Genomic DNA, 23355 nt, shown 5'->3' with positions numbered 1-23355 from the left:
CTAACCTGCGGGTACGACGAGGCCACCGGTCCGGGATCGGTTCGGAGACGGGCGGAGGTGTCCGGTTGTCGCGGCGGCGCCGGCGACGGGCGTTGGGAGGCGCCCCGGCCCTCCTGCGGCCGGGGCGCCTCGGTCTCAGGCGGGCACGGGCGCGGGGCGCTTGGCGAAGTAGCGGTTGGCGGACTTGGAGAACATGAGGCCCGTCGCGAGCAGGACCGCAGCGAGATGCGCGAGCCGGGTGACGAAGAAGGCCAGCGCGAACTCGCCGTCGCCGCCGACAGCGGCGATGAGCGCTTCGCCGCCGGCCAGTTCCGCGGCGGACGGGACGACCATGGAGGCGAGGCCGATCACCGAGAGCAGGACGGCGAGGCTCGTGCGGGCCCAGCGGCGCCCGCCGGCGAAGGCGAAGACGAGCGCCATCGCTCCGGCGTAGACGAGGGCGCGGACGCCGATGTTGAGGTAGACGCCGTTGTCGAGGCCGGATTCGAGGGCGGCCTCGCTGACGGCGAGGACGGTCTCGATGATGCCGGCGGCGACGGCGACGGTCCACAACAGCGCGGATTGTCTGACAGAGTCCGGGGTTTCCATGGCTCAGACGTTAGTTTCGCCGCGGGCCGGGGACCATCCTGCGAGCGCCCCGTCCGGGGGTGGGGTTCGCCTTACCGCGGGGCGGTGCCGGCGTTCACGCGCAGGCGGCGAGTCGCTTGCGTCCCAACTGGTCGGCGGCCCGGATCGGTTCGGGCAGGCGGTACCGCGGGGCGAGTTCGAGCACGAGGCCGCGCGCGGTCTCGAGGGTGCTGCGGTGGCCGACGGAGACGTAGACGGGTTTGACGCCGTCCTGTGTGCGCAGTGCGCAGCCCACGGTCTCCTCCCCCGCGGTGATCGGGGACCACGCGCCGCGCAGCGGGCCGGGCGCGTCGACCGGGAGGTGCGGGGGGCTCTTGGCGACGCCGATCGCGGGCGCGTCGAGGACCACGCCGAGGTGGCAGGCGAGGCCGAGGCGACGCGGGTGGGTGAGCCCGTAGCCGTCGCAGACGTAGAGGTCGGGGGTGACCTGGAGTTCCTCGATCGCCTTGAGCAGCAGCGGGAGTTCGCGGAACGCGAGAAGGCCGGGGACGTACGGGAAGTCGGAGGTGCCGTGCACGACGGCCCGGTCGAGGACGGCGAGGTCGCCGCGGCGCAGTACGACCGCGGTGGCCACGGCGGCGTCGCCGTGCTTGTCGTAGGCGATGTCGAGTCCGGCGACGGTGGCGACGGGGCGCTCGTCGTCGGCGACGACGACGCATCCGGCGAGCTCGGTCTGCAACGCCACCGCTTCGGCCTCGTCGCTCGGCTGGCGGGCGTAGGCGGCGCGGGTCGGGCTCGCTGCGGAGTCGTCGCTCACGCAAGCAGCCTAACGAAAAAGCGGCGGCGGCAAGGCACCGGTTCTCGCTGGGCGGGACCGCCCGGATCGCCGGAGGCGGCCGGGTGCTCCGCTCTGGGTGAACGCGACTTGCCCGAACGCCTTCGACACACCATGCTCAGGGGATGACCTACGCATCGGCAGCAGCGCCCAAGCGCGTCCTCGTCCTCGGCGGGACCGTCTACCTGTCCCGGGCCCTCGCGCGGCTGGCGGTCGAGCGCGGCCACGACGTGACCGTCGCCGCTCGCGGCGCCAGCGGCGAGCCGCCCGAGGACGTCGAGTTCGTGCGCATCGACCGCGACACGCCGGAAGGGGTGGAGGCGTTGCGCGGCAGGGAGTTCGACGCGGTCTTCGACGTCGCGCGGATTCCCGCGCACGTCGGGCCGGTCCTGGACCTGCTGGCCGACCGGGTCGGGCACTGGTCGTTCGTGTCGACGATCTCGGTGTACGCCAGGCACGACGTGGTGGCGCCGGATCTGGAGGAGCCGACCGCCGCGGACTCGGCCGACCGGGCGGTCGAGCGGTACGGGGCGAGCAAGGTCGCGTGCGAGAACCTGGTGCGCGAGCGGCTCGGCGCGAAGGCGTTCATCACGCGGCCGGGGCTCATCGTGGGCGCCGGGGACGGCAACGACCGGCTCGGCTACTGGCCGCTGCGCCTCGCCGAGGGCGGCGAGGTGCTCGCGCCGGGCGAACCGGACCGGCCCGTGCAGTGGATCGACGTGGAGGACTACGCGGCCTGGCTGCTCGACGCCGCCGAGGCGGGCCTGACCGGGACGCTCGACGCGATCGGGGAGCCGATCGGCATGGGCGCGTTCCTGTACGGGATCGCCGAGGCGCTGCTGGAGGCGGGGATCATCGGCGAGCCGCCGCTGCTGACGTGGCTGCCGCAGGACTTCCTCGCCGAGCAGGGGGTCAACCCGTGGGCCGGGCCGGACTCGCTCGGCATGTGGCTGCCGTCGCCGGAGTACGACGGGCACCAGGGGCGGTCGGCGGGCCCGGCGGTCGCGGCGGGGCTGCGGCTGTCGCCGCTGGGCGACACGGTCAAGCGGTGGTGGCGGGCGAACGCCGAGGCGCCGCGGTTGAAGGCGGGGCTGTCGCGCGAGAAGGAGGGCGCGGTCCTGGGCGCCTGGCACGACCGGCGGCGCCGGTTCGACGTGCCGGGGCCGGAGGCCGAGGCGTGACGGCGGTGGCGTGAACGCGATGGGCTGAAGGCGGTACGCAGGCCGTGAGACGAGGACCGGCCCCGCCGGAAGTGGCGGGGCCGGTTCGTCGTGTGCGGCTTCGCGTCAGGCCTGGGGCGGGCCGGGCGGCGGAGGCGGCTGCTGCCCGTACGGGGGCTGCTGGCCGTGGGGAGGCTGGCCGGGCTGCTGCCCGTACGGCGACTGGCCGGGGTAGGGGCCGGCGGGCTCGCCCTTGCGGAAGAACTCGTTCGAGGCCGGGACGGCCAGCAGGATGATGATCACCAGCGAGCCGGCGATGAACGCGATGATGGTGATCCAGTCGAGCGCGCTGACCCAGGACGGGGTCGCGTCCTCGATCGCCTTCGTCATCTCGTCCTGGTACTGGGTGTCGTCGATGGTGGCGGTCATCGTGGAGCCGGCCTGGCCGATGAGGCCGCCGATCCCGCAGCAGGCCAGGGCGATGCCCGACAGGATCCAGCTGAGGATGCGCGCGGGCCGCGCGCCGCGGTTGTTGAGCAGGGCCAAGACGATGTAGAACACCGCGAAGACGAGGTAGACCCCCGCGATCAGCGCGAACGTGGCGGTGATGAACGTTTCGATCGTGTTCGCGGTGATCCCCGAGTTCTGGAGTTCGGGGTCGCTGAGGATCTCGTCGACCGCGACGTCCTTCACCGCCGACTGCACCGCGAACATGGCGATGCCGGTGACGATGAGCAGTACGGCGGTCAGGAGCTGCGTCACCACCACGGCGGTGACCGAGCCCGGCCTGACCTTCGGTTCGGACGGCTGCGGTTGCGGGTACTGCGGCGCCGGCGGGTAGGCCATGGCTGCCTCCGATTCGGGATCTGCGGGTTCGTCGTCTGCGGTCTCGGGCTCCCTCATCGTACGGAGTCGCCGCTGGGACTGCCACTGCTTCCTCAATGGAGCCGCCTCGTGCGGCGCGCGGACCGCTTCAGGGCGCAGCGCCGGTAGCCGCTTGAAGGGCGGCTTCAGGCAACCCCGCGGCCGACTACCGCTCGACCGAACGGTGGCCGCCTCGCGCGGACCGGCTTCGGGACGCCGGGGCGGAGCGCCGGCCGCGTCGGGCGCTGCGCCCCAGGACGACAGGCCCGAAGGTCCGTCGACTGTCGATCAGACCTCCAGGTTGAGCCGGTAGCCGCGCTTGATCACCGTCTCCACACAGGACCGCAGGTGGACCGCGTCCCGCAGGCGCGTCACGGCCATCTCCACCGCGTGCCCGTCCGCGCCGCGCGGCAGGTGGCCCAGCAGCTCGGCGCGGGAGAGGACCTTCCCGTCGGCGCTCGCGAGCGCCCGGATGACGGCCATCGGCGCCGGCGGCAGCTGGAACGGCTCGTCGTCGAGCAGGACCATGTGGCCGCGCAGCTCGATGCGGTGCCCGGTGGCGAGCTGGAGCTTGCGCGAGCGCTTCGGCAGCGCCGAGGCCACGGTCCGCACCAGCGAGCCCAGGCGCGCGCGCTGCGGCTGGACCGTCGCGACGCCGAGGCGCTCCAGCGGCGAGGCGGTGACCGGGCCGACCGCGACCGGGAGGACCCCGTTGTCCTCCGCGGAGGCCCGGAAGGCCTCCAGCAGGTCGGCGGCCTGGTCGCCGGCGATGCGCAGCAGCGCGTTCGCGGCGGGCGCCGACGTGAAGGTGACCGCGTCGATGCGCCTGGCGCAGATGGCGTCCACGAGGCGCTGCACCGGCGTGATGTCGGTCGGCAGCGTCCAGCGGTAGACCGGGACGGGCACGGCCGCGCCGCCCCCGTCGCGGACGGTGCGGATGAAGTCCTCGGCCGGGTCGCCGTGGAGCTGGATCGCGACGCGCTGGCCCGAGACGCCGCGCACGCGCAGGTACTCCACGACCTCGTCGCCGGTCTCGCTCGGCGCCGTCCACTCCTCGGTGAGCCCGGCGGCGCGCACCGCGCCGAGGGCCTTGGGGCCGCGGCAGAGGATGCGGGCCTGCTCGCACACGCGCAGCAGGTCGTCGCCCATGCCCCAGCCCTCGGCCGCTTCGAGCCAGCCGCGGAAGCCGATGCCGGTGGTCGCGACCACGAGGTCGGGGGCCTCACGGATGAGTTCGACGGTGGCCGCGCGCAGCGCCTCGTCGTCGGGCAGCGGCACGATCCGCAGGGTCGGGGCGACGACGGTGCGCGCGCCCCTGCGTTCGAGCAGAGTCGCCAGCTCGTCCGCCCGGCGCTGGGCGGTGACGGCGACGGTGTAACCGGTCAGCGGCGCCAGCGCCGACCGGGCCTCGGGCTCGCGGGGCGGTGCCCCGGCCCCGACCATTAGGCGGCCGCCCCGACGGCGACCTTCGCGCCCACGCGGACCTCGCCGTCGGCCACTTCGACGGCGTAGACCTCGAGGGACGCGGCCGGGTCGTCGAGGCACTCGCCGGTCTTGAGGGCGAAGGCCTGCTTGAGCAGGGGGCTGGTGACGACCGGCTCGCCGCCGCGGTCGCCGACGAGGCCGCGGCTCATGACGTTGGCGCCCATGAACGGGTCGCGGTTGGACAGGGCGTGGAGGCTGTCGTCGGCCAGGCGGAAGACGGCGACCTGGGCGCCGTCGGCCAGGAGGGCGGCGACGCCGCGGCCGGGGATGAGGCGGTCGAACGCGCAGACGGCCTCGAAACGTGCATCGGTCATGGTGATTACTTCCTTTCAGGAGTGCCGAGCAGGACCGGCCCGGAGTGGGAGCGGGCGGTGGTCCCCGCCGGGAACTTCTGGCCGCGGACGGTCTCGAACTCGATCGACGGGTCGGGGGTCTCGGGCGAGTTGACGAAGGAGACGAACCGCTGGAGCTTCTCGGGGTCGTCGATGACGCCCTTCCACTCGTCGGCGTAGTTCGCGACGTGCTCGGCCATGGCGGCGTCGAGTTCGGCGCAGATGCCGAGCCGGTCGTCGACGATCACCTCGCGGAGGTAGTCGATGCCGCCTTCGAGGGCCTCGACCCATTTGGAGGTGCGCTGGAGGCGGTCGGCGGTGGCGACGTAGAACATGAGGAACCGGTCGATGGTGCGCACGAGCGTCTCGGAGTCCACGTCGGAGACGAGGAGGTCGGCGTGGCGGGGCGTGAAGCCGCCGTTGCCGCCGACGTAGAGGTTCCAGCCGTCCTCGGTGGCGATGATCCCGAAGTCCTTGCCGCGGGCCTCGGCGCATTCCCGCGCGCACCCGGAGACGGCGGACTTGAGCTTGTGGGGGCTGCGCAGGCCCCGGTAGCGCAGTTCGAGGTCGATGGCCATCTTCACCGAGTCCTGGACGCCGTAGCGGCACCAGTCGGTGCCGACGCAGGACTTGACGGTGCGCAGGGCCTTGCCGTAGGCGTGGCCGGACTCGAAGCCGGCGTCGACGAGCTTGCGCCAGATCTTCGGGAGGTCCTCGACGCGGGCGCCGAACATGTCGATGCGCTGGCCGCCGGTGATCTTGGTGTAGAGGTCGAACTCCTTGGCGACCTCGCCGATGACGATGAGCTTGTCGGGGGTGATCTCGCCGCCGGGGATGCGCGGGACGACCGAGTAGGTGCCGTTGCGCTGCATGTTGGCGAGGAAGTGGTCGTTGGTGTCCTGGAGGGCGGCCTGCTCGCCGTCGAGGATGTGGCCGCCGCCGAGGCTCGCGAGGATCGAGGCGACGGTGGGCTTGCACAGGTCGCAGCCGGCGCCGGTGCCGTGGCGGGCGATGAGCTCGGAGAAGGTGGTGATGCCGGTGACCTTGACGATGTCGAACAGTTCGGCGCGCGACTGGGTGAAGTGCTCGCACACGGCCTTGGAGACCTCGACGCCGCCTTCGGCGAGGAGCTGCTTGAGCATCGGGACGCACGAACCGCAGGAGGTGCCGGCCTTGGTGCAGGCCTTGATCTCGGCGACGTCGCAGCAGCCTTCGCTGATGGCGCCCATGATCTGGCCCTTGGTGACCGCGTTGCAGGAGCACACTTGGGCGGCGTCGGGGAGGGTGCCCTCGACTTCGCCGGAGGAGAGGAGGTCGGCGAGGTTGCCGGGGACCTTGCCGCCGACGGAGGCGCGCAGGAGCGGGTAGGGCTCGGCGTTGCCGACGAGCATGCCGCCCAGAAGGGTCTGGGCGTCGTCGGAGAGGACGAGCTTGGCGTAGGTGCCGTTCGCGGGGTCGAGGTAGGTGGTCGCGAGGGGGCCGTCGAAGGCGCCGAACTGGGCGACGTCGACGCCGAGGAGCTTGAGCTTGGTGGAGAGGTCGGCGCCGGGGAAGGTGGCCTCGCCGCCGGCGAGGCGGTCGGCGACCACTTCGGCCATCGAGTAGCCGGGGGCGACGAGCCCGTAGCAGACCCCTTCCATGGCGGCGACCTCGCCGATGGCGTACACGTCGGGGTCGGAGGTGGCGCAGGACAGGTCGGTGGTGATGCCGCCCCGTTCGCCGACGGCGATGCCGCAGTCGCGGGCGAGCTGGTCGCGGGGGCGCACGCCGGCGGCGAAGACGATGAGGTCGGTGTCGAAGGCGAGGCCGTCGCGGTTGGTCGTCATGTGCAGGCGCCCGTCGCGGGCCTCGATGGCGGTGCCGCCGGTGCCGCAGTCGACCTTGATGCCGAGCTTCTCGATGTGCTGCTTGAGGACGCCGCCGCCGGCCTCGTCGAGTTGGCGGGCCATGAGCCAGGGGGCGAACTCGACGATCTGGGTCTCCAGGCCCAAAAGGGTGAGCGCGTTGGCCGCTTCGAGGCCGAGGAGGCCGCCGCCGATGACGACCCCGTGGCGGCGGCCGGCGGCGCGGGCCTTGATCGCCTCGAGGTCCTCGATGGTGCGGTAGACGAACACGCCGTCGAGGTCCGCGCCTTCCATGGGGGGCACGAAGGCGTAGGAGCCGGTGGCGAAGACGAGCTTGTCGTAGGGGTACTCGGCGGAGGCGGAGCGGACGACCTTGGCGTCGCGGTCGACGGCGACGGCCGCTTCGCCGAGCCGGACGGTGACGCCGTCGAGGTCCGAGGCGAGCGAGAGCTCCTCGGCGCTGACGCCGTCGAAGAAGGCCGACAGGCGCACCCGGTCGTAGGCGGGGCGGGGCTCCTCGCAGAGGACCGTGACGTCCCAGGACGGATCGCGCTGGGTGACCGCCTCCAGGAACCGGCGGCCGACCATGCCGTCGCCGATGACTACCAGACGCTTGCTCATGCTGCTGACACCTCATTCAATCGCGCCGCGTGCCCTGGGCTCGGCGGCCCGGACCGACCACAGTGCCGTCGGCCTCCGACAGGCCTCTAGATTTGCCCGGACCTGTTTCGCGATCGAGCGGTCAATGTTTCACGTGTGCTAAGTAGTCCGCACGCTCCCGGAGCCGTCGATGGACAGCTCGTGTGCGACACCCGACGGGGGGTAGCGGTCCGGTCGCGGAGGCCTTACAGTGAAACGCGCTGCAATCCGCCGGTTTGACCGCTAAGGAGCGCTATGTCAGAAAATCACCCGTTCGAGTTGCCGGTGTTCTATCTTCCGCATCCGGCCCGCCTCAATCCGCACGTCGAGACCGCGCGCGAGCACGCGCGGGTGTGGGCCAAGGAGATGGGGATGCTCGACGCCCCCTCCGAAGGCGGCGGCGTCATCTGGGACGAGGCCGAACTCGACCGCCACGACTACGGCCTGCTGTGCGCCTACACGCACCCCGACTGCGACGCCCCCGCGCTCGACCTCATCACCGACTGGTACGTGTGGGTGTTCTTCTTCGACGACCACTTCCTCGACGCGTTCAAGCGCACCCGCGATTCGAAGGGCGCCAAGGCCTACCTCGACCGCATCCCGCTGTTCATGCCGCTGGACTTGGGCCACGGCGACGCTCGCGGAGCTGTAAATGAGCACCTGACGCCCGAGCCGGAGAACCCGGTCGAGCTCGGGCTGGCCGACCTGTGGCGGCGCACCGCGCCGTCGATGTCGATGGAGTGGCGCGAGCGGTTCCTCGTGTCCACCGTGAACCTGCTGTTCGAGTCCCTGTGGGAGCTGACGAACATCACCACCGACCGGGTCGCCAACCCGATCGAGTACATCGCCATGCGCCGCAAGGTCGGCGGGGCCCCGTGGTCGGCGGGCCTGGTCGAATACGCCGTCGGCGCCGAAGTTCCGGCCTCGGTCGCGCACGAGCGGCCCCTGAAGGTCCTGCGCGACACCTTCTCCGACGCCGTGCATCTGCGCAACGACCTGTTCTCGTACGAAAGGGAGGTCACCGACGAAGGCGAGAACGCCAACGCGGTCCTCGTCTTCGAGCGGTTCCTCGGCTACGACACGCAGCGGTGCGCGAACCTCGTCAACGACCTGCTGACCTCCCGGCTCCACCAGTTCGAGAACAGCGCGCTCACCGAACTGCCGATCCTGTACGCCGACCGGGGCCTGGACCCGGCCGAGCAGCAGTCGGTCGCCCTGTACGCCAAGGGACTCCAGGACTGGCAGGCCGGCGGGCACGAATGGCACATGCGCTCCAGCCGGTACATGAACGACGCGGCCGACCGGGTCCTGCGCCGTCCCAACGGGATCGGGACCTCCGCCGGGCGCATCGCCGCCTCGGGCCTGCGCCAGCACGTGCGCACCCCGTACCGGCAGGTCGGCCCGACCGCGCTGCCGGACATCCACATGCCCTACGAGCTGCGGCTCAACCCGCACCTCGACGCGGCCCGGAAGCACTGCCTCGACTGGGGCGACCAGATGGGCTTCACGAGCGTCGACCCGATGCAGCCCGGAACGGGCGTGTGGACCGCGCGCCAGCTCGACGGCTTCGACTTCCCGCTGTGCGCGGCCGGCATCGACCCCGACGGGTCGCTGGAGGAGCTGTACGAGGCCTCCGACTGGCTCGCCTGGGGCACCTACGGCGACGACTACTACCCGGCGGCCTTCGGCGGCGGCCGCGACCTCGGCGCGGCCGTCGTCCAGCACCGGCGCCTGGAGCAGTGCATGCCGCTCGACCTCCAACCGGTCCTCGCCCCCGCCAACCCGTTCGAGCGCGGCCTCACCGACCTGTGGGCGCGGACCGGATCGAAGCTGGGCGAGACCGCCCGCGGCGAGTTCCGCGAGGCGGTCATGAAGATGCTCGAAGCGTGGCTGTGGGAGCTGCACCAGGCCGCGCAGAACCGCGTGCCCGACCCGGTCGACTACGTCGAGATGGTCCGGGGCACCTTCGGCTCGGACATGACGATGAGCCTGGCGCGCCTGCGCACCGGGCGGGTCGTGCCCGACGCGGTGTACGCCTCCAGGCCCGTGCGCGAGCTCGAGGACAGCGCCGTCGACTACGCGTGCCTGCTCAACGACCTCTTCTCCTACCAGAAGGAGATCGAGTACGAAGGCGAGCTCATCAACGGCATCGTCGTCGCCGAGGAGTTCCTGGGCTGCACCAAGGAGGAGGGCGTCGAAGTGGTCAACGACCTCATGACGACCCGGCTGGAGCAGTTCGAGTTCATCGCCGCGACCGAGCTGCCGGCCCTCGCCGATGACCTCGAACTCGACACCGGCGCCCGCGAGGGACTCGAGGCGTACGTGCAGGACCTGCGCAACTGGATGTGCGCGATCCTCCACTGGCACAGGGAGACCGACCGGTACGGCGAGGACGAGCTGCGACTGGCCCGGACCGAGCGCGCCGCGGGCCTGTTCGAGCCGGACGCCGCGCAGGCCCGGCCGCCGGCGGCGGCCGAGGTCCCGGCGCAGAGCCGGTACCTGCGGCCGCCGTCGTGGCGCGACTACCTGCCGCCGCGGCCCGAGAGCGCGGCCCCGGCGGAAGTCGCCATCCCGAACGCGAACACCGCGGCCATCATCCGCCGCTTAGTCGGCCCCGAGTCCTGATCGTTCCCGTCGCCGGCCGGGGCCGGTTCCTCGACCGCGAGGAACACCGGCAGCGGCCCCGGATCCGGCGGCGGCACGACGGAGGCGTCGGGAGACGGTTCCGCTGAGGGCGTTGCGGGAGCGGCCGGAGCGGTCGCGGGAGCGGGCGACGGTGCTGGCGGCTCAGGGGCCGGCGGTTCGGGAGCCGGGGGCGCGGGCGGTTCGGGAGCCGGAGGTGCGGGAGGCGCCGGCGGTGCCGGCGGTTCCGGGGCGGGAGGCGTCGGCGGTTCAGGAGCCGGAGGGGTGGGCGGCGCGGGAGGCGACGGCGGCGCAGGTGGGGACGGTGGCGCAGGTGGGGACGGTGGCGCCGGCGGGGAGGGCGGCGTCGGAGGTTCGGGCGGGTGCGGCGGCGTCGGGGGCTTCGGCGGATGCGGAGGGTGGGGCGGCTCCGGAGGCTGCGGCGGGTGCGGCGGTTCGGGCGGGGTCGGCACGCCGGGCGCAGGCGGCTCGGGAGGACCCGGATAGGTCGGATAGCCCGGGTAAGTCGGATAGCCCGGGTAGGTCGGGTAGGCGGTGCGGTGCTCGGCGGTCATGGACTCGTCGGGCCCGGCGTCGAAGGCGAGCGCCAGCGCCGGCAGCGCGGTGAGCGTCACGGCGGCGATGACCAAGGCGATCAGGCGGCGCATCGCGCCTCGTTCCCTGGGTGCGTTCCGGGAGTCATCGGGCGGTCCCGACTGTTTTAAGTCGTTCATTAGGATTCACGGTGATTATTCTGCTTCACGAAGTTTGGTGAAATCAATGGCCATTTGGTGGCAAGGGTTGCTTTTCTCCTTGATCGTCGTCGCCGCCGCCTGCGCGGTCGTGGCGCTGCTCCAGAAGTTCGCGCCGCCGACCGAGCGCGAGCACAACAACGAGATCGGCACGACGCTGTTCGAGCTGATCACGGTCCTGTACGCGATCGTGCTCGCGTTCGTGCTCATCACGGCGTGGGAGAACAAGCACGAGGCGGGGCAGGTGACCTTCAAGGAGGCGAACGAGCTGGTCGACGTGTACTGGGCGGCGTCGAGCCTGGAGCCGGAGGCGCGCGACGAGGTGCGCCGGGCGGTGCGCGACTACACCGAAGAGGTGATCGAGCGGGAGTGGATCGCGATGCGGGACCTGGAGCCGCCCTCGTCGCAGGGGCTGCTGTACATCGACGCGATGCAGGCGCCGGTCGCGGCGGCGGACGCGGGCGACAGCGAGGTGGTCCAGGCGCGGCTGGACACAGCGCGGGAGAGCATCGGGATGGTGACCGAGCTGCGGACCGAGCGGCTGTTCCAGGCCCAGCGGGGCCTGACGGGGGCGATGTGGACCGTGCTGGTGCCGGGGGCGCTGCTGGTGTTCGCGGTGATGCTCACGCTGGGGACGCCGACGCGGCGGTACCAGTTCGTGCTGGTGGGGCTGATCTCGGGAATGGTCGCGCTGATGCTGTTCGCGACGTACCAGTTGGAGTACCCGTTCAGCAGGGGCGGGGAGGCCGACCCGGTGGCTTACGAGACCGCCGTGGAGCGTTACGACGTCATCGATGCGCAGTATACACACGAATAAGTTTTCTGTAGGGCATTATGGAATTTCATCATTGATGTCCGATATGATGAGCAACGAGCCGTAACCGCCTCAACGTGAGGAAGTGTGAGCATGACCGATTCCGTCCTCGACAGCACGTCTGCCGTACCGCAGCAGACCGCGAACGGACAGCACCCCCAGACCAGCTTGAGCACCGCCGCGGCGCGCAACCTGGCCACGACCACCAAGTCCGTTCCGCAGATGCAGGAGATCACCTCCCGCTGGCTGCTGAAGGTCCTGCCGTGGGTCCAGACTCAGGGCGGCGCGTACCGGGTCAACCGGCGCCTGACGCACACCGTCGGCGACGGCCGGGTCGAGTTCACCAGCGAAGGCGACACCGTCCGCGTCATCCCCACCGAGCTCGGCGAGATCGCCCAGCTGCGCGGGGTCGAGGACGAGGGCGTGCTGGCCACGATCGCCGACCGCTTCGAGCAGCGCGAGATCGGCGCCGGCGAGCGCCTCGCGCAGGAGGGCGCCCCGGTCGACGGGATCCACCTGATCGCGCACGGGCGCGCCGAGCAGTTCGGCAACGGCCCGTACGGCGACCAGGCCTCGCTCGGGCGCCTGGTCGACGGCGACCACTTCGGCGAGGAGCTCCTCACCGAGGACGAGCCGACCTGGGACCACGACGTCATCGCCGCGACCCCGATCACGGCGCTCACGCTCCCGGCCGCCGCCGCGGCCGAGCTGATCGAGCGCATCCCGGCCCTCGCCGACCACCTGGAGCGCTTCAAGGCGGGCCGCTCGGCGAAGTCCAACAAGCACGGCGAGGCGGCCATCGACATCGCCTCGGGCCACACCGGCGAGCCGGACCTGCCGAACACGTTCGTGGACTACGACCTGGCCCCGCGCGAGTACGAGCTGTCGGTGGCGCAGACGGTGCTGCGCGTCCACACGCGCGTCGCCGACCTCTACAACAAGCCGATGAACCAGATGGAGCAGCAGCTGCGGCTCACCGTCGAGGCGCTCAAGGAGCAGCAGGAGGACCAGCTGCTCAACAACCGCGAGTTCGGGCTGCTGCACAACGCGGCGCTGAGCCAGCGCATCCCGACCCGCTCGGGCGCGCCGACGCCCGACGACCTCGACGAGCTGCTGAGCCGCCGCCGCGACACGCGGTACATGCTCGCGCACCCCAAGGCGATCGCCGCGTTCGGCCGGGAGTTGAACAAGCGGGGCCTGTACCCGACCCCGGCGATCGTGGACGGTCGCGAGGTCCCGGCGTGGCGGGGCGTCCCGCTCCTGCCGTGCAACAAGATCCCGATCAGCGCCGCGCGCACGACCTCGATCGTGGCGATGCGCGTCGGCGAGGACAACCAGGGCGTGGTGGGCTTGCGCCAGACCGGCCTGCCCGACGAGTACGAGCCGGGCCTGTCGGTGCGGTTCATGGGGATCGACGAGAAGGCCGTCATGTCCTACCTCGTCAGCGCCTACTTCTCGGTCGCGGTCCTGGTCCCGGACGCGCTCGGCGTGCTCGAGCACGTCGAGATCGGACGCTAGGAGGGCCGGGCGGCCGCGGATACCGCGGCCGCCCGCGCCTCCCCCCGTCGCATGCACCCGCAGACCCCGATGAACCCGCAGCCCCGCCCCGCGCGGCGTTCGCGCCGCCCCGACCGCCGTGCCGCCCAGGGAGGCCCCGCATGACCGTCCTGACCGACCGCTACACCGCCGAACGCGAGGCCATCGACGCCGGACTGCGCGCGGCGGCCGAGCGCCTGCCCGCCCCCGCCGCGAAGATCGCCGCCTACCACTTCGGATGGACCGACGCCGCGGGCGAGCCCACCGAGGCCAGCTCCGGCAAGGCCCTGCGGCCGCTGCTGACGCTGCTGGCCGCGAAGACCGTGGACGGGGACTGGCGCCAGGCCGTCCCGGCCGCGGTCGCGGTGGAGATGATCCACAACTTCTCCCTCATCCACGACGACATCATCGACCGCGACGGGCTGCGGCGACACCGCCCGACCGCGTGGAAGGTGTACGGGGTCAACGACGCGATCCTCGTGGGCGACGCGCTGCACGCGCTCGCGTTCGAGATCATCGCCGAGGCCGGCGGCGACCGGGCCTCGGCCGGCGCGGGGCTGCTCGCGCAGACCGTGCGGGCCCTCATCGAAGGCCAGCTCGCCGACACGCGTTTCGAGGAGCGCGACCGGGTCGAGCTCGCCGAGTGCGTGGCGATGTCCGAGGCCAAGACCGCCTCGCTCATGGGCTGCGCCACCGCGCTCGGGGCGCTGTTCGGCGGCGGCACGCGCGAGCAGGTGGAGGCGCTGGAGGCCTTCGGGTGCCGCCTGGGGCTCGCGTTCCAGCACGTGGACGACCTGCTCGGCATCTGGGGCGACCCGTCGGTGACGGGCAAGGCCGTGTTCTCGGACCTGCGCAACCGCAAGAAGTCCCTGCCGGTGACCGCCGCGCTCGGATCGGGGCACCGCGAGGCGGCCGAACTCGCGCGCCTCTACGGCGGCACCGCGCCGCTGACCGAGACCGAGCTGCACCGCGCCGCGGATCTGGTCGAGGCGTGCGGCGGCAGGCGGGCGAGCCAGCGCGCGGCCGAGTCGCTCACCGAGGCGGCGGCCGAGGGGCTCAGCGCGCCGCGGCTGCGCGAGGGCGCGGCCCGGCCGCTGCGCGGCGATGCGGTCGAGGAGCTGACGATCCTGGCCGCGAGCACGGTCGCCAGGACGAATTTATGGCTCGCGAGGTTCGCCGAGAAGGCCCGGCGCCCGCGGTGCGCCGGGTCCTGCTGCCCGCCCCCAGATCCTTCTGCGCGGGCGTGGAGCGGGCGATCGAGATCGTCGAGCGGCTGCTGGAGCAGCACGGTCCGCCGGTGTACGTGCGCAACCAGATCGTCCACAACACCCATGTGGTGGCCGATCTGGAGTCGCGCGGGGCGGTGTTCATCTCTGAGTTGGACGAGGTTCCCGAGCAGGCGCTGGTGGTCTTCAGCGCCCACGGGGTCGCGCCGGCGGTCGAGCGGGAGGCGGCCAGGCGGGGCCTGGACGCGGTGGACGCGACGTGCCCGCTGGTGGCGAAGGTCCACGCGGAGGCCAAGCGGGCGGCCGAGTCGGGCGACACGGTGATCCTCATCGGGCACGAGGGGCACGAGGAGGTCGTCGGCACGATGGGCGTCGCTCCGGAGCGGACGGTGCTCGTCGAGAGCGCCGAGGCCGTGGCGCGCCTGGAGGTCGCCGACCCCGGGAAGGTCACGTACCTGAGCCAGACGACGCTGTCGGTGACGGAGGTCGAGCAGATCGCGGCGGCGCTGAAGGAGCGTTTCCCGGGGATCAAGGGCCAAGGGGCCGAGGACATCTGCTACGCCACGAGCAACCGGCAGGCGGCCGTGGCCGCCGTGGTCGGCGAGGCGGACCTGGTGCTGGTCGTCGGATCGGCGAACTCGTCGAACTCGAACCGCCTGGTCGAGCTCTCGCGCGCGGCGGGGGTGGCCGCGCACCTCATCGAGGACGCCGGGCAGCTCGACCGGGCGTGGCTGGAGGACGCCGCGACGGTGGCGGTGACGGCGGGCGCTTCGGCGCCGCCACGTTTGGTGGACGACGTGGTCGCGGCCCTCGCGGCGGCGGGCCCGATCGAGATCGTCGAGCGGGCGGTGGCCGAGGAGACCCAGGAGTTCCTGCTGCCGCAGCGGCTCCGGGCCGGCGCGCGCCGGCCCTAGGACGCCCGAGGGCGCGCTCCGGTCGTCGGAGCGGCGCGCGACCGCGACCTGAAGGCGCATTTCGGAGGTCCGGAAATCTGCTGCGAAAGGACTGTCGCAGCGCTCCCATTCCTCGCTACGATCCGGGGATGACCGTGAACCTCTCCTCCCTGCCATTCGCGCTCGACTGGGACGGCGGCGTCGAGCCGCCCGTCTGGAGCGCCGCCGAGAACGGCCTCGAAGCGACCGCCGCGCCCCGCACCGACTGGTACGCCTACGCGGGCCTGCCGGCCCATGCGCCTTCGGACGCCGTCAAGCTCCTCGGGACGCCGCCCGACGGGGACTGGCGGTTCAGCGCCCGTTTCAAGGTCGGATTCAAGAGCACGTACGACGCCGGGGCGCTGCTGCTGGTGATCGACGACGACCACTGGGCGAAATTCGCGTTCGAGTACTCGCCCGAGGGCACGGGGATGATCGTCTCGGTGGTGACCCGGGGCGTCTCCGACGACGCGAACGGCTGGACCGTCGAGGGCGAGCACGTGTGGCTGCGGGCCAGCAGGATCGGCCCGGCCTTCGCGCTCCACGCCTCGGACGACGGCGAGCGGTGGGAGTTCGTGCGCTGCTTCGGGTTCGGCGTCGAAGGACCGGTGCGCGCGGGCTTGAGCGTGCAGTCGCCGATCGGCGAGGGCTGCGAGGCCGTCATCGACGAAGTGGCCTTCACGACCGAGACGCTCCGGGACCTGCGCGACGGGTCCTGAAAGGCACGGGCCTTTCGGTCTCCATTGCGATGGAAACCGAAAGGCCCGCGATCGTGGTGAACGATCGCGGGCCTGCGAGCGACACTGCTCGTGCGGCGGGTCGGCCTGTTCCGGGGCTCCTGTCGTCAGACCTTGGCGTAGGCGAGGCTGGGGGCCTTGGCGACCAGGACGGTGCGCTGGTAGCACCACCAGTTGATCGCGAGGAAGACCGCGTAGGCGCCGATGAAGACCCACATGGCCGGGACGACCGAGCCGGTCTGCTCGTTGGCGATGCGGAAGCCCTGGTTGATGAGGAAGCCGCCGAAGGCGCCGATCGCCGAGATCCAGCCGAGGGCCGCGGCGGTGACCTTCTTCGCCTTGAGGACCTGCGCCTCACTCGGCCGCCCGCCGGCCTCGGCGGCGGCCTCGGCCTGGAAGATCGCCGGGATCGACCGGTAAGTCGAGCCGTTGGCGACGCCGCTCATGGTGAACAGCAGCATGAACGAGACGAAGAACAGCGGGAACGAGGCGGCGTTGATGCCCCAGATCGCGCCCATCGCACCGACGCCCATGAGGACGAACGCGAGGCTGGTGATCGGCGCTCCGGCGAGGCGGTCGGCGAACCAGCCGCCGAGCGGACGGGCGAGCGAGCCGACCAGGGGCCCGAGCGCGGCGATCCACAAGGCGCTGAACTCCGGGAAGGACAACTTGATGACCAGCGGGAACGCGAACGAGTAGCCGATGAAGGACCCGAACGTGCCGATGTAGAGCACGCTCATGATCCAGGTGTGCTTGCGCGCCAGCGCGGGCGCCTGCTCGCGCAGCGGGGTGCGGGCGACCGAGAGGTTGTCCATGGCCCGCCAGGCCATGAACGCGGCGAACACCGACAGCACCAGCCACAGCAGCGGCACGTTGTGGAGGAAGAAGGCCTCGCCGGAGTCGGTCGTGCCCTGGGCGGAGCCCAGGACCGCGAGGCCGATGACGAGCGGGCCGACGAACTGCACGGCCGAGACGCCGATGTTGCCGCCGGCGGCGTTGATGCCGAGGGCCGCGCCGCGGTGGCGCTCGGGATAGAAGTAGGAGATGTTCGCCATCGAGGAGGCGAAGTTCCCGCCGCCGAACCCGGCGGCGACGCCCGCGACCACGAACAGCCAGTACGGGGTGCCGGGCGTCATGACGCAGTAGGCCAGGAGCGCGGTGGGCACGACCAGGAGGACCGCGGAGATGATCGTCCAGTTGCGGCCGCCGAACAGGGCCACGGCCGCGGTGTAGGGGATGCGCAGGAACGCGCCGACGAGGTTGGGGACGGCGGTGAGCCAGAACAGCTGGCTGGTCGTGAAGTCGTAGCCGGCGGCCGCGAGGTAGGGGGTGATGATGCTGAACATCGTCCACACCGAGAAGCCGAGGTGCTCGGCGAGGACGGACCAGACCAGGTTCCGGCGGGCGACCTTGCGGCCCTTGGACCGCCAGAAGGCTTCGTCGTCGGGTCGCCAGTCGGTGATCCAGCCCTTGCGGGTCGGGGGCGGCTTCGGGGCCGTCTGCGTCAGTGTCGCTGTCATGGGGCCACCTTCGGGCAGCGGCGTTGCCTGCAAGTGCGGCACCTGTGCCGGGGGGATGAAGTTCGCCTCACCGTCCTGTTACGCGGGGTGTGAAAGCCGAGCGTCAGCGCCCGCGGGCGGGCTCCAGTAGGGGCCCGGAGGCCGCCGCGCTGGCCGAGAACCCGGTCACATCACGCGATGGCCTAGCGTTAGCTGTTATGGACGCCGCCATCGAGGTCGCCGACCTCCGCAAGACCTACCGCGGCCGCAGGACCGGTGAGATCCGGGCAGTCGACGGCGTGAGCTTCCGCGTCGAGCGCGGCGAGTTCTTCGGCATCCTCGGCCCCAACGGGGCCGGGAAGACCACGACCCTGGAGATCGTCGAGGGCCTGCGCAAGCCCGACTCGGGCACCGTGCGCCTCCTCGGGCGCTCGCCGTGGCCGCACTCCCCCGAGCTGACCGGCCGGGTCGGCGTGCAGTTGCAGGCCTCGGCGTTCTTCGAGTTCCTCACCGCCCGGGAGCAGATCGAGACGTTCGCCGAGCTGTACGGGGCCGCGAAGGGCCGCGCCGCCGAGATGCTCGACCTCGTGGGCCTCGCCGAGCACGCGAACGTCCGCTGCGAGAAGCTCTCGGGCGGCCAGCAGCAGCGCCTGTCGATCGCGTGCACGCTCGTCGGCGACCCCGAGCTGGTGTTCCTCGACGAGCCGACCGCCGCGTTGGACCCGCAGGCGCGGCGCAACCTGTGGGACCTCATGCGCGCGATCAACGCCGAGGGCCGCACCGTGGTGCTCACGACGCATTACATGGAGGAGGCCGAGGCGCTGTGCGACCGGGTCGCCATCATGGACTCCGGCAAGATCAGGGCCGTCGACTCCCCCGCCGGGTTCGTCCGCGGGCTCGACGCGCCCACGCGGGTGACCGTCGCGGCCGGGCAGCTCACCGACGAGCGCGTCAAGGAGCTCGCGGCCGGCGAGCACGTCGCCGAGGGCCCGAACGCGATCGTGTTCGAGACCCGCGACCCGCGCAAGCTGCTGACGGCCCTGGCCTCCGACGGGGCGCTGGAGGGCCTCGCGGTGCGCACGGCGAATCTGGAGGATGTGTTCTTGCACGTGACCGGACGGGAGTGGCGCGAATGAGCCTCGGAGCGGTGCGCGAGCCGCGGCAGGCGCGGTCCAAGGCGTACGTGAGCCTGGTCAAGGCGCTCGGCCGCGGCTGGCTGCGCGACCGCAGCCAGGTGTTCTTCACGGTGCTGCTGCCGCTGATGTTCATGGTGCTGCTGGCGAGCGTGTTCGGTTCGACCGGAGACTCGGCCTCGCGGGTCCTCGCCGTCGGCGAGGTGCCGGTGCTCGACGACGCCGACCCGGAGGACTTCACCGTCACGGCGGTGGCGGACCTCGACGAGGCCATGCTGATGCTGCGCGAGGGCGACGCGGACGCCGCGGTGGTCCAGGAGGGCGACACGGTGCGGATCTACCCGTCGCCGACGAGCCAGACCTCGGGGTCGATCGCCGCGGGGAACCTCTCGGCGCTGGTCGACAACGTGAACGTCGAGGTGCTCTCGGCGGCGGCGCCGGGCGCGCCGGTGCTGGAGGCCGAGGTCGAGGAGGCCGACGGCGGCGGACTGCGTGCGATCCAGTACCTCGCGCCGGGAATCCTGGCGTGGGGCGTCGCGATCTCGGGCGTGTTCGGCGCGGCCGGGACGATCGTGGACTGGAAGCGCGACAAGCTGCTGCGGCGCCTGCGGTTGACGCCGGCTTCGGTGAAGACGTTCCTGGGCGCGAAGGTGTCGGTGAACCTGCTGGTCGCGGTGGGTCAGACGGTGGTGTTCCTGGCGGTCGCGGCGCTCGGGTTCGGCCTGGAGCTGTCGGGGTGGTCGTGGTTCGCGGTGCCGCTGGTGCTGCTGGGGACGCTCGCGTTCCTGGCGATCGGCGTGGTCATCGGCGGGATCGCGCAGACGAGTCCGGGCGCGGCGGGGCTGAGCAACCTGGTGACGATGCCGATGGCGTTCGTCTCGGGCGCGTTCTGGCCGCTGGCGCTGTCGCCGACGTGGGTGCAGTGGATCTCGTACCTGTCGCCGATGCGATACCTGAACGAGGCGCTGCAATCGGTGGTGGTCTACGGCAGCCCGCCGGTCACGGTCCTCCCGCAACTGGGCTTCCTCGCGGCATTCGCCGCGATCGTGGCCGTAGTCGCCTGGAAGACCTTCAAGTTCGACGAACTCTGAGGATTGCTCGTTTTCTTGGCTGGCAACGGATGTCGTACCCCAGGAGTACTTTTAAGCCAGGGGTCCCTTAGGGGGTATTTATCCGTTATTTCGGGAATATCCGCCTTTGGCGTTCGGGTGGTGTCGCTCAGTCCGATTTGAGGACTGCTTCGTAGACGTCTCTTCGGCTGACGCCGTATTTCACGGCTACTTCTTTCATCGCGGCCTTGCGGTCGGCGCCGGTCGCTTCCAGGGCCGCCACGGCCGCGGCCATCGCCTCCGGGGTCGCCTCGCTCGCGTCCGGGCCCGTCCAGCCCGAGACCACCAGGGTGATCTCACCGCGCGGCGGGTCGGCCTCCGCGCCTTCGGCGAGTTCGGCGAGGGTGCCGCGGCGGACCTCCTCGTGGGTCTTCGTCAGCTCCCGGCACAGGGCCGCGGGCCGGTCCGGGCCCAGCGCCGATGCCATGGCGCGCAACGTTTCCGAGACACGGCGGGGTGATTCGAAGAACACCATCGTGCGCCGCTCCTCGGCGAGGGAGCCGAACAGGCGCCGGCGCTCGCCGTCCTTGCGCGGCGCGAAGCCCTCGAAGCAGAACCGGTCGCAGGGCATCCCCGAGAGCGCCAGCGCGGTCGTCACCGCGCTCGCCCCCGGCGCGCACGTGACCGTGATCCCCGCGTCAATGGCGGCCTTGACCAGGCGAAACCCCGGGTCCGAGACCGAGGGCATACCGCCGTCGGTGATGACGGCGACCCGTTTTCCGTCGTACAATTGTTCGAGAAGCATCGGTGTCCTGCCGACCTCGTTCGCCTCGAAATACGAGGTGATCGCGGCGGTCGGGACGAGGTCCAGCTCGCTCAGGAGCCGGCGGAGCCGCCGGGTATCCTCTGCGGCGATGACATCGGCCCGGGCCAGCTCGGACCGCAGCCGAGACGAGGCGTCCTCTGGATTTCCCAGCGGCGCACCGAGAAGCACCAAAACGCCTGTTGAAGTAGTCGACACCCGGCCAGTATCCCCCACCGCTCGCGGCGGAGGCGGGGCCCGGTGAACGCGTCGCGACGGGCCGCACATGCAAGCTGCCGATCCATGCTGTCGGGTACCGGACATAGGCCTTACGCGTGAGCGAACGGTAACGGATACTCCTAGTCATGGCGAAGCTTGCGAGCCATAAATGTGTACAGCCGTGGCGAAGCTTGCGAGCCATAAGTGTGCACAGGCGTGGCGAAGCTTGCGAGCCATAAATGAACACCGCCATGGCGACGCTTGCGAGCCATGAACCTGCACTTCGACACTACAAGGCGACATACGCCAGCCGCACGCCCTCTGAACCCACTGGAGGCCGCCATGTCCGTGATCTTCAAGGTAGGAGCGGGAATCGCCGCTCTCGTCCTCGGCTACTTCATCATCGGATTCATAGCGGACCACTGGGCCTGGTTCCTGTCGGCGGCGATCCTGTTGGGCGGCACGGCACTCGCCGGCTGGATCCTGTTCCGCAGCCGCGGGCGCGAGCACCGCGACCGGGCCGTCTCCGCCGAGCGGCAGATCCTCATGCGCGGGGTCGACAAGATGAACCTGCCGGCCTTCGACCACCTGATCGGCCGCCTCCTGGTGGGCCTGGACGCCAAGCGCGTCAAGAAGTTCGGGCACCGCAAGAACGACCTGGGCTGCAACTTCGTGGTGACCTTCAACAACGGCAAGCGCATCATCGTGCGCGCCAAGAAGGACGACCGCGCCATGCGCAGCCGCAACGGCAACCGCCACGTCCAGATCCTCGGCGGCGAGATCAAGGCCCGCTGGGACTGCGACGCAGGCGTGCTCATCACGAACGCGAACCTGCACTGGATGCACCACGCCTCCCGCAACGAGGCCGTGGCCGCGCAACTGGGGGTGCTCATCGTCGACCGCGACCGCCTCGCGGAGTGGCTGGAGACCGGCGAGGCCCCCGTGGAGCTGCGGCCGGTCCGCGCCGCGCTGGAGGCGAGCGGGACGACCGCGCCGTTACAAGAGCGTTGACGGCGGCCCCGGGGAATCCGGGGCCGCCGTGCTGTCGTGAGCGGGACTCAGGTGCCGGCGAGGGTCGCCGTGGTCTCGGCCTCCTCCTCGTCCCTGGTGTAGGTGATGACCACTTCGGTGCCCGAGGCCTGGCCCTGCACGGCCGCGACCACTTCGGAGGCGCCGGTGATCGGCGCGCCGTCGATCCCGGTGATGATGTCGCCTTCCTGGAGCCCGGCCTCCTCAGCCGGGGAGCCGGGTTCGACGCCGAGGACCATGGCCCCGTTGCCGTCGGTGTCGGCCACCGAGACGCCGAGGTAGCCCTGCTCGACCGAGCCGTTCTCGATGAGCTGCTCGACGACGCTCTGCACAGTGTTCGAGGGGATCGCGAAGCCCAGGCCGATCGAGCCGGAGTCGGTGGTGGCGATCGCGGTGTTGATGCCGATGAGGTCGCCGTTGCCGTCGACGAGCGCGCCGCCGGAGTTGCCGGAGTTGATGGCCGCGTCGGTCTGGAGCAGGCCGGTGAGGGTCTGGCTGGAGGACTGGCCGAAGCCCTGTCCCTCCTCGCCGGCGACGGTCATCGAGCGGTCGAGGGCCGAGACGATCCCGGTGGTCACGGTCCCTTCGAGGCCGAGCGGGGAGCCGATCGCGACCGCCGCGTCGCCGACCTGGATCTTGTCGGAGTCGCCGAAGGTGATCGGCTGGAGGTCCTCCCCGTCCGAGACCTGGATGACCGCGAGGTCCTGGGTCGCGTCGGTGGCGACGATCGCGGCGTCGGCGGTGGAGCCGTTGGAGAAGCGGACCTGCACGGCCTGCGCGCCGTCCACGACGTGGTTGTTGGTGACGATGTAGCCGTCCTCGGAGTAGACCACGCCGGAGCCTTCGGCCGAATCGGTCACGATGGTGACGACCGAGGGCCGGGTCTTGTCGACGATCTCGGTGTAGGTCATGCCGGTGCCGGCGTCCATCGAGACGGATTCGACCACGGTGGTGCCGCTGCTGCCGTCGTTGAGGAACCAGCCCGCGACGCCGCCGGCGCCGCCGGCGATGAGGGCCAGCGCGAGCGCGCCGGCGACGAGCTTGCCGCGCCCGCGCGAGGGCGGGGGCGCGCCGGGGTGGCGGTACATCGGCGGGACGGGCGGTCCGGGCTGCCAGGCGGGGGCCTGGCCCGGGGCGGCCATCTGCGGTGCGCCGGTCGGGGCGGGGTGGAGGACGCGGGTCTGCTCGGTGGGCGGGACGTGCCCGGCCACCGGGTTCGCGGCGGTGTAGGCGGAGGCCGGGGGCGGCGGTGCGGCGCTGGGTCCGGCGGGGGGCAGGC

18 protein-coding genes and 1 pseudogene are annotated in these 23355 nt (G+C 71.5%); 10 read left to right on the top strand and 9 right to left on the bottom strand.

The features are described 5' to 3' along the window. Positions 1-135: 135 nt before the first annotated feature. Entirely contained in the window at positions 136-588 is a 453-nt protein-coding gene (locus IF12_RS0110660; RefSeq protein ID WP_133884388.1) for a hypothetical protein, read from the bottom strand. Positions 589-682: 94 nt separating this feature from the next. Then, positions 683-1384, bottom strand: a complete 702-nt coding sequence (locus tag IF12_RS0110655; RefSeq protein WP_030157837.1) for an endonuclease V — start codon at positions 1382-1384, stop codon at positions 683-685. Between the two features lie 143 nt (positions 1385-1527). Here IF12_RS0110655 and IF12_RS0110650 point away from each other — a divergent pair, with 143 nt between their 5' ends. After that, the gene (locus IF12_RS0110650) at positions 1528-2583 is read left to right on the top strand and encodes an NAD-dependent epimerase/dehydratase family protein (protein ID WP_030157835.1); all 1056 of its coding nucleotides are present in this window, start codon (positions 1528-1530) and stop codon (positions 2581-2583) included. 105 nt (positions 2584-2688) lie between these two features. Here IF12_RS0110650 and IF12_RS24040 read toward each other — a convergent pair whose 3' ends face one another. The 4 genes from IF12_RS24040 to nirB all read right to left on the bottom strand — a co-directional run bounded on the left by IF12_RS24040 (position 2689) and on the right by nirB (position 7708). Beyond that, the gene (locus tag IF12_RS24040; protein WP_051704242.1) at positions 2689-3408 is read right to left on the bottom strand and encodes a hypothetical protein; all 720 of its coding nucleotides are present in this window, start codon (positions 3406-3408) and stop codon (positions 2689-2691) included. Between the two features lie 306 nt (positions 3409-3714). Further along, positions 3715-4869, bottom strand: a complete 1155-nt coding sequence (locus IF12_RS0110640; RefSeq protein WP_051704241.1) for a uroporphyrinogen-III synthase — start codon at positions 4867-4869, stop codon at positions 3715-3717. Beyond that, on the bottom strand, positions 4869-5225 hold the full coding sequence (nirD, locus tag IF12_RS0110635) for a nitrite reductase small subunit NirD (protein WP_030157827.1): 357 nt from the start codon (positions 5223-5225) through the stop codon (positions 4869-4871). The genes IF12_RS0110640 and nirD overlap by 1 nt, the downstream gene beginning before the upstream one ends. Positions 5226-5230: 5 nt before the next feature. Next, positions 5231-7708: a nitrite reductase large subunit NirB gene (nirB, locus tag IF12_RS0110630; protein ID WP_030157825.1), complete on the bottom strand. Its 2478-nt coding sequence runs from the start codon at positions 7706-7708 to the stop codon at positions 5231-5233. Between the two features lie 273 nt (positions 7709-7981). Between nirB and IF12_RS0110625 the strand changes: the two genes are divergently transcribed. The 6 genes and pseudogenes from IF12_RS0110625 (at position 7982) to IF12_RS0110600 (ending at position 16327) form a co-directional block, all read left to right on the top strand. Further along, a complete protein-coding gene (locus IF12_RS0110625; protein WP_081913480.1) occupies positions 7982-10351 on the top strand; it encodes a Geosmin synthase in 2370 nt (789 codons plus the stop codon). 810 nt (positions 10352-11161) lie between these two features. Beyond that, a complete protein-coding gene (locus IF12_RS0110620) occupies positions 11162-11917 on the top strand; it encodes a DUF4239 domain-containing protein (RefSeq protein WP_166659620.1) in 756 nt (251 codons plus the stop codon). A 90-nt stretch (positions 11918-12007) separates the two neighbouring features. Further along, positions 12008-13432 (top strand): family 2B encapsulin nanocompartment shell protein, encoded by a 1425-nt coding sequence (locus tag IF12_RS0110615; RefSeq protein WP_030157819.1) that lies wholly within the window; start codon positions 12008-12010, stop codon positions 13430-13432. 140 nt (positions 13433-13572) lie between these two features. Continuing rightward, a pseudogene (locus IF12_RS26600) lies at positions 13573-14364 on the top strand (polyprenyl synthetase family protein); the annotation flags it as partial. A 245-nt stretch (positions 14365-14609) separates the two neighbouring features. After that, positions 14610-15590 carry a 4-hydroxy-3-methylbut-2-enyl diphosphate reductase gene (ispH, locus tag IF12_RS26150; protein WP_051704240.1) on the top strand — a complete coding sequence of 327 codons (981 nt, stop codon included), beginning with the start codon at positions 14610-14612 and terminating at the stop codon, positions 15588-15590. A 128-nt stretch (positions 15591-15718) separates the two neighbouring features. Next, complete coding sequence (locus IF12_RS0110600; protein WP_030157806.1) at positions 15719-16327, top strand: DUF1349 domain-containing protein; 609 nt, start codon at positions 15719-15721, stop codon at positions 16325-16327. Between the two features lie 125 nt (positions 16328-16452). Here IF12_RS0110600 and IF12_RS0110595 read toward each other — a convergent pair whose 3' ends face one another. Further along, positions 16453-17865: an MFS transporter gene (locus IF12_RS0110595; protein WP_030157803.1), complete on the bottom strand. Its 1413-nt coding sequence runs from the start codon at positions 17863-17865 to the stop codon at positions 16453-16455. Positions 17866-18062: 197 nt separating this feature from the next. Here IF12_RS0110595 and IF12_RS0110590 point away from each other — a divergent pair, with 197 nt between their 5' ends. Next, positions 18063-18980, top strand: a complete 918-nt coding sequence (locus IF12_RS0110590; protein ID WP_030157801.1) for an ABC transporter ATP-binding protein — start codon at positions 18063-18065, stop codon at positions 18978-18980. Then, positions 18977-20068, top strand: coding sequence for an ABC transporter permease (locus tag IF12_RS0110585; RefSeq protein WP_081913478.1), 1092 nt, complete (start codon positions 18977-18979; stop codon positions 20066-20068). Before IF12_RS0110590 ends, IF12_RS0110585 begins: the two co-directional genes overlap by 4 nt. A 127-nt stretch (positions 20069-20195) precedes the next feature. On the opposite strand, the gene rsmI is transcribed toward IF12_RS0110585, so the two are convergent. Next, entirely contained in the window at positions 20196-21047 is an 852-nt protein-coding gene (gene rsmI, locus IF12_RS0110580) for a 16S rRNA (cytidine(1402)-2'-O)-methyltransferase (protein ID WP_030157796.1), read from the bottom strand. Positions 21048-21389: 342 nt separating this feature from the next. On the opposite strand from rsmI, the gene IF12_RS0110575 reads away from it, so the two are divergent. Further along, entirely contained in the window at positions 21390-22058 is a 669-nt protein-coding gene (locus tag IF12_RS0110575; RefSeq protein WP_030157795.1) for a restriction endonuclease, read from the top strand. A 47-nt stretch (positions 22059-22105) separates the two neighbouring features. Here IF12_RS0110575 and IF12_RS22930 read toward each other — a convergent pair. Next, a partial coding sequence (locus IF12_RS22930) for a S1C family serine protease (RefSeq protein WP_030157793.1) occupies positions 22106-23355 on the bottom strand: 1250 nt, incomplete at its 5' end.

Source organism: Glycomyces sp. NRRL B-16210 (genome assembly GCF_000719515.1).
In the GTDB taxonomy this organism is placed as follows: Bacteria; Actinomycetota; Actinomycetes; order Mycobacteriales; family Micromonosporaceae; genus Glycomyces.
This window is presented reverse-complemented; position numbering and strand designations above follow the sequence as displayed.

Excerpts from the sequence above, each read along its gene's own strand:
- IF12_RS0110575 (WP_030157795.1), top strand. The coding sequence starts at position 21,390 with ATGTCCGTGATCTTCAAGGTAGGAGCGGGAATCGCCGCTCTCGTCCTC.
- IF12_RS0110615 (WP_030157819.1), top strand. The coding sequence starts at position 12,008 with ATGACCGATTCCGTCCTCGACAGCACGTCTGCCGTACCGCAGCAGACC.
- IF12_RS0110600 (WP_030157806.1), top strand. The coding sequence starts at position 15,719 with ATGACCGTGAACCTCTCCTCCCTGCCATTCGCGCTCGACTGGGACGGC.
- IF12_RS0110640 (WP_051704241.1), bottom strand. The coding sequence starts at position 4,869 with ATGGTCGGGGCCGGGGCACCGCCCCGCGAGCCCGAGGCCCGGTCGGCG.
- nirD (WP_030157827.1), bottom strand. The coding sequence starts at position 5,225 with ATGACCGATGCACGTTTCGAGGCCGTCTGCGCGTTCGACCGCCTCATC.
- IF12_RS0110585 (WP_081913478.1), top strand. The coding sequence starts at position 18,977 with ATGAGCCTCGGAGCGGTGCGCGAGCCGCGGCAGGCGCGGTCCAAGGCG.
- ispH (WP_051704240.1), top strand. The coding sequence starts at position 14,610 with ATGGCTCGCGAGGTTCGCCGAGAAGGCCCGGCGCCCGCGGTGCGCCGG.
- IF12_RS24040 (WP_051704242.1), bottom strand. The coding sequence starts at position 3,408 with ATGGCCTACCCGCCGGCGCCGCAGTACCCGCAACCGCAGCCGTCCGAA.
- IF12_RS0110595 (WP_030157803.1), bottom strand. The coding sequence starts at position 17,865 with ATGACAGCGACACTGACGCAGACGGCCCCGAAGCCGCCCCCGACCCGC.
- nirB (WP_030157825.1), bottom strand. The coding sequence starts at position 7,708 with ATGAGCAAGCGTCTGGTAGTCATCGGCGACGGCATGGTCGGCCGCCGG.
- IF12_RS0110660 (WP_133884388.1), bottom strand. The coding sequence starts at position 588 with ATGGAAACCCCGGACTCTGTCAGACAATCCGCGCTGTTGTGGACCGTC.
- IF12_RS0110650 (WP_030157835.1), top strand. The coding sequence starts at position 1,528 with ATGACCTACGCATCGGCAGCAGCGCCCAAGCGCGTCCTCGTCCTCGGC.
- IF12_RS0110625 (WP_081913480.1), top strand. The coding sequence starts at position 7,982 with ATGTCAGAAAATCACCCGTTCGAGTTGCCGGTGTTCTATCTTCCGCAT.
- IF12_RS0110590 (WP_030157801.1), top strand. The coding sequence starts at position 18,063 with ATGGACGCCGCCATCGAGGTCGCCGACCTCCGCAAGACCTACCGCGGC.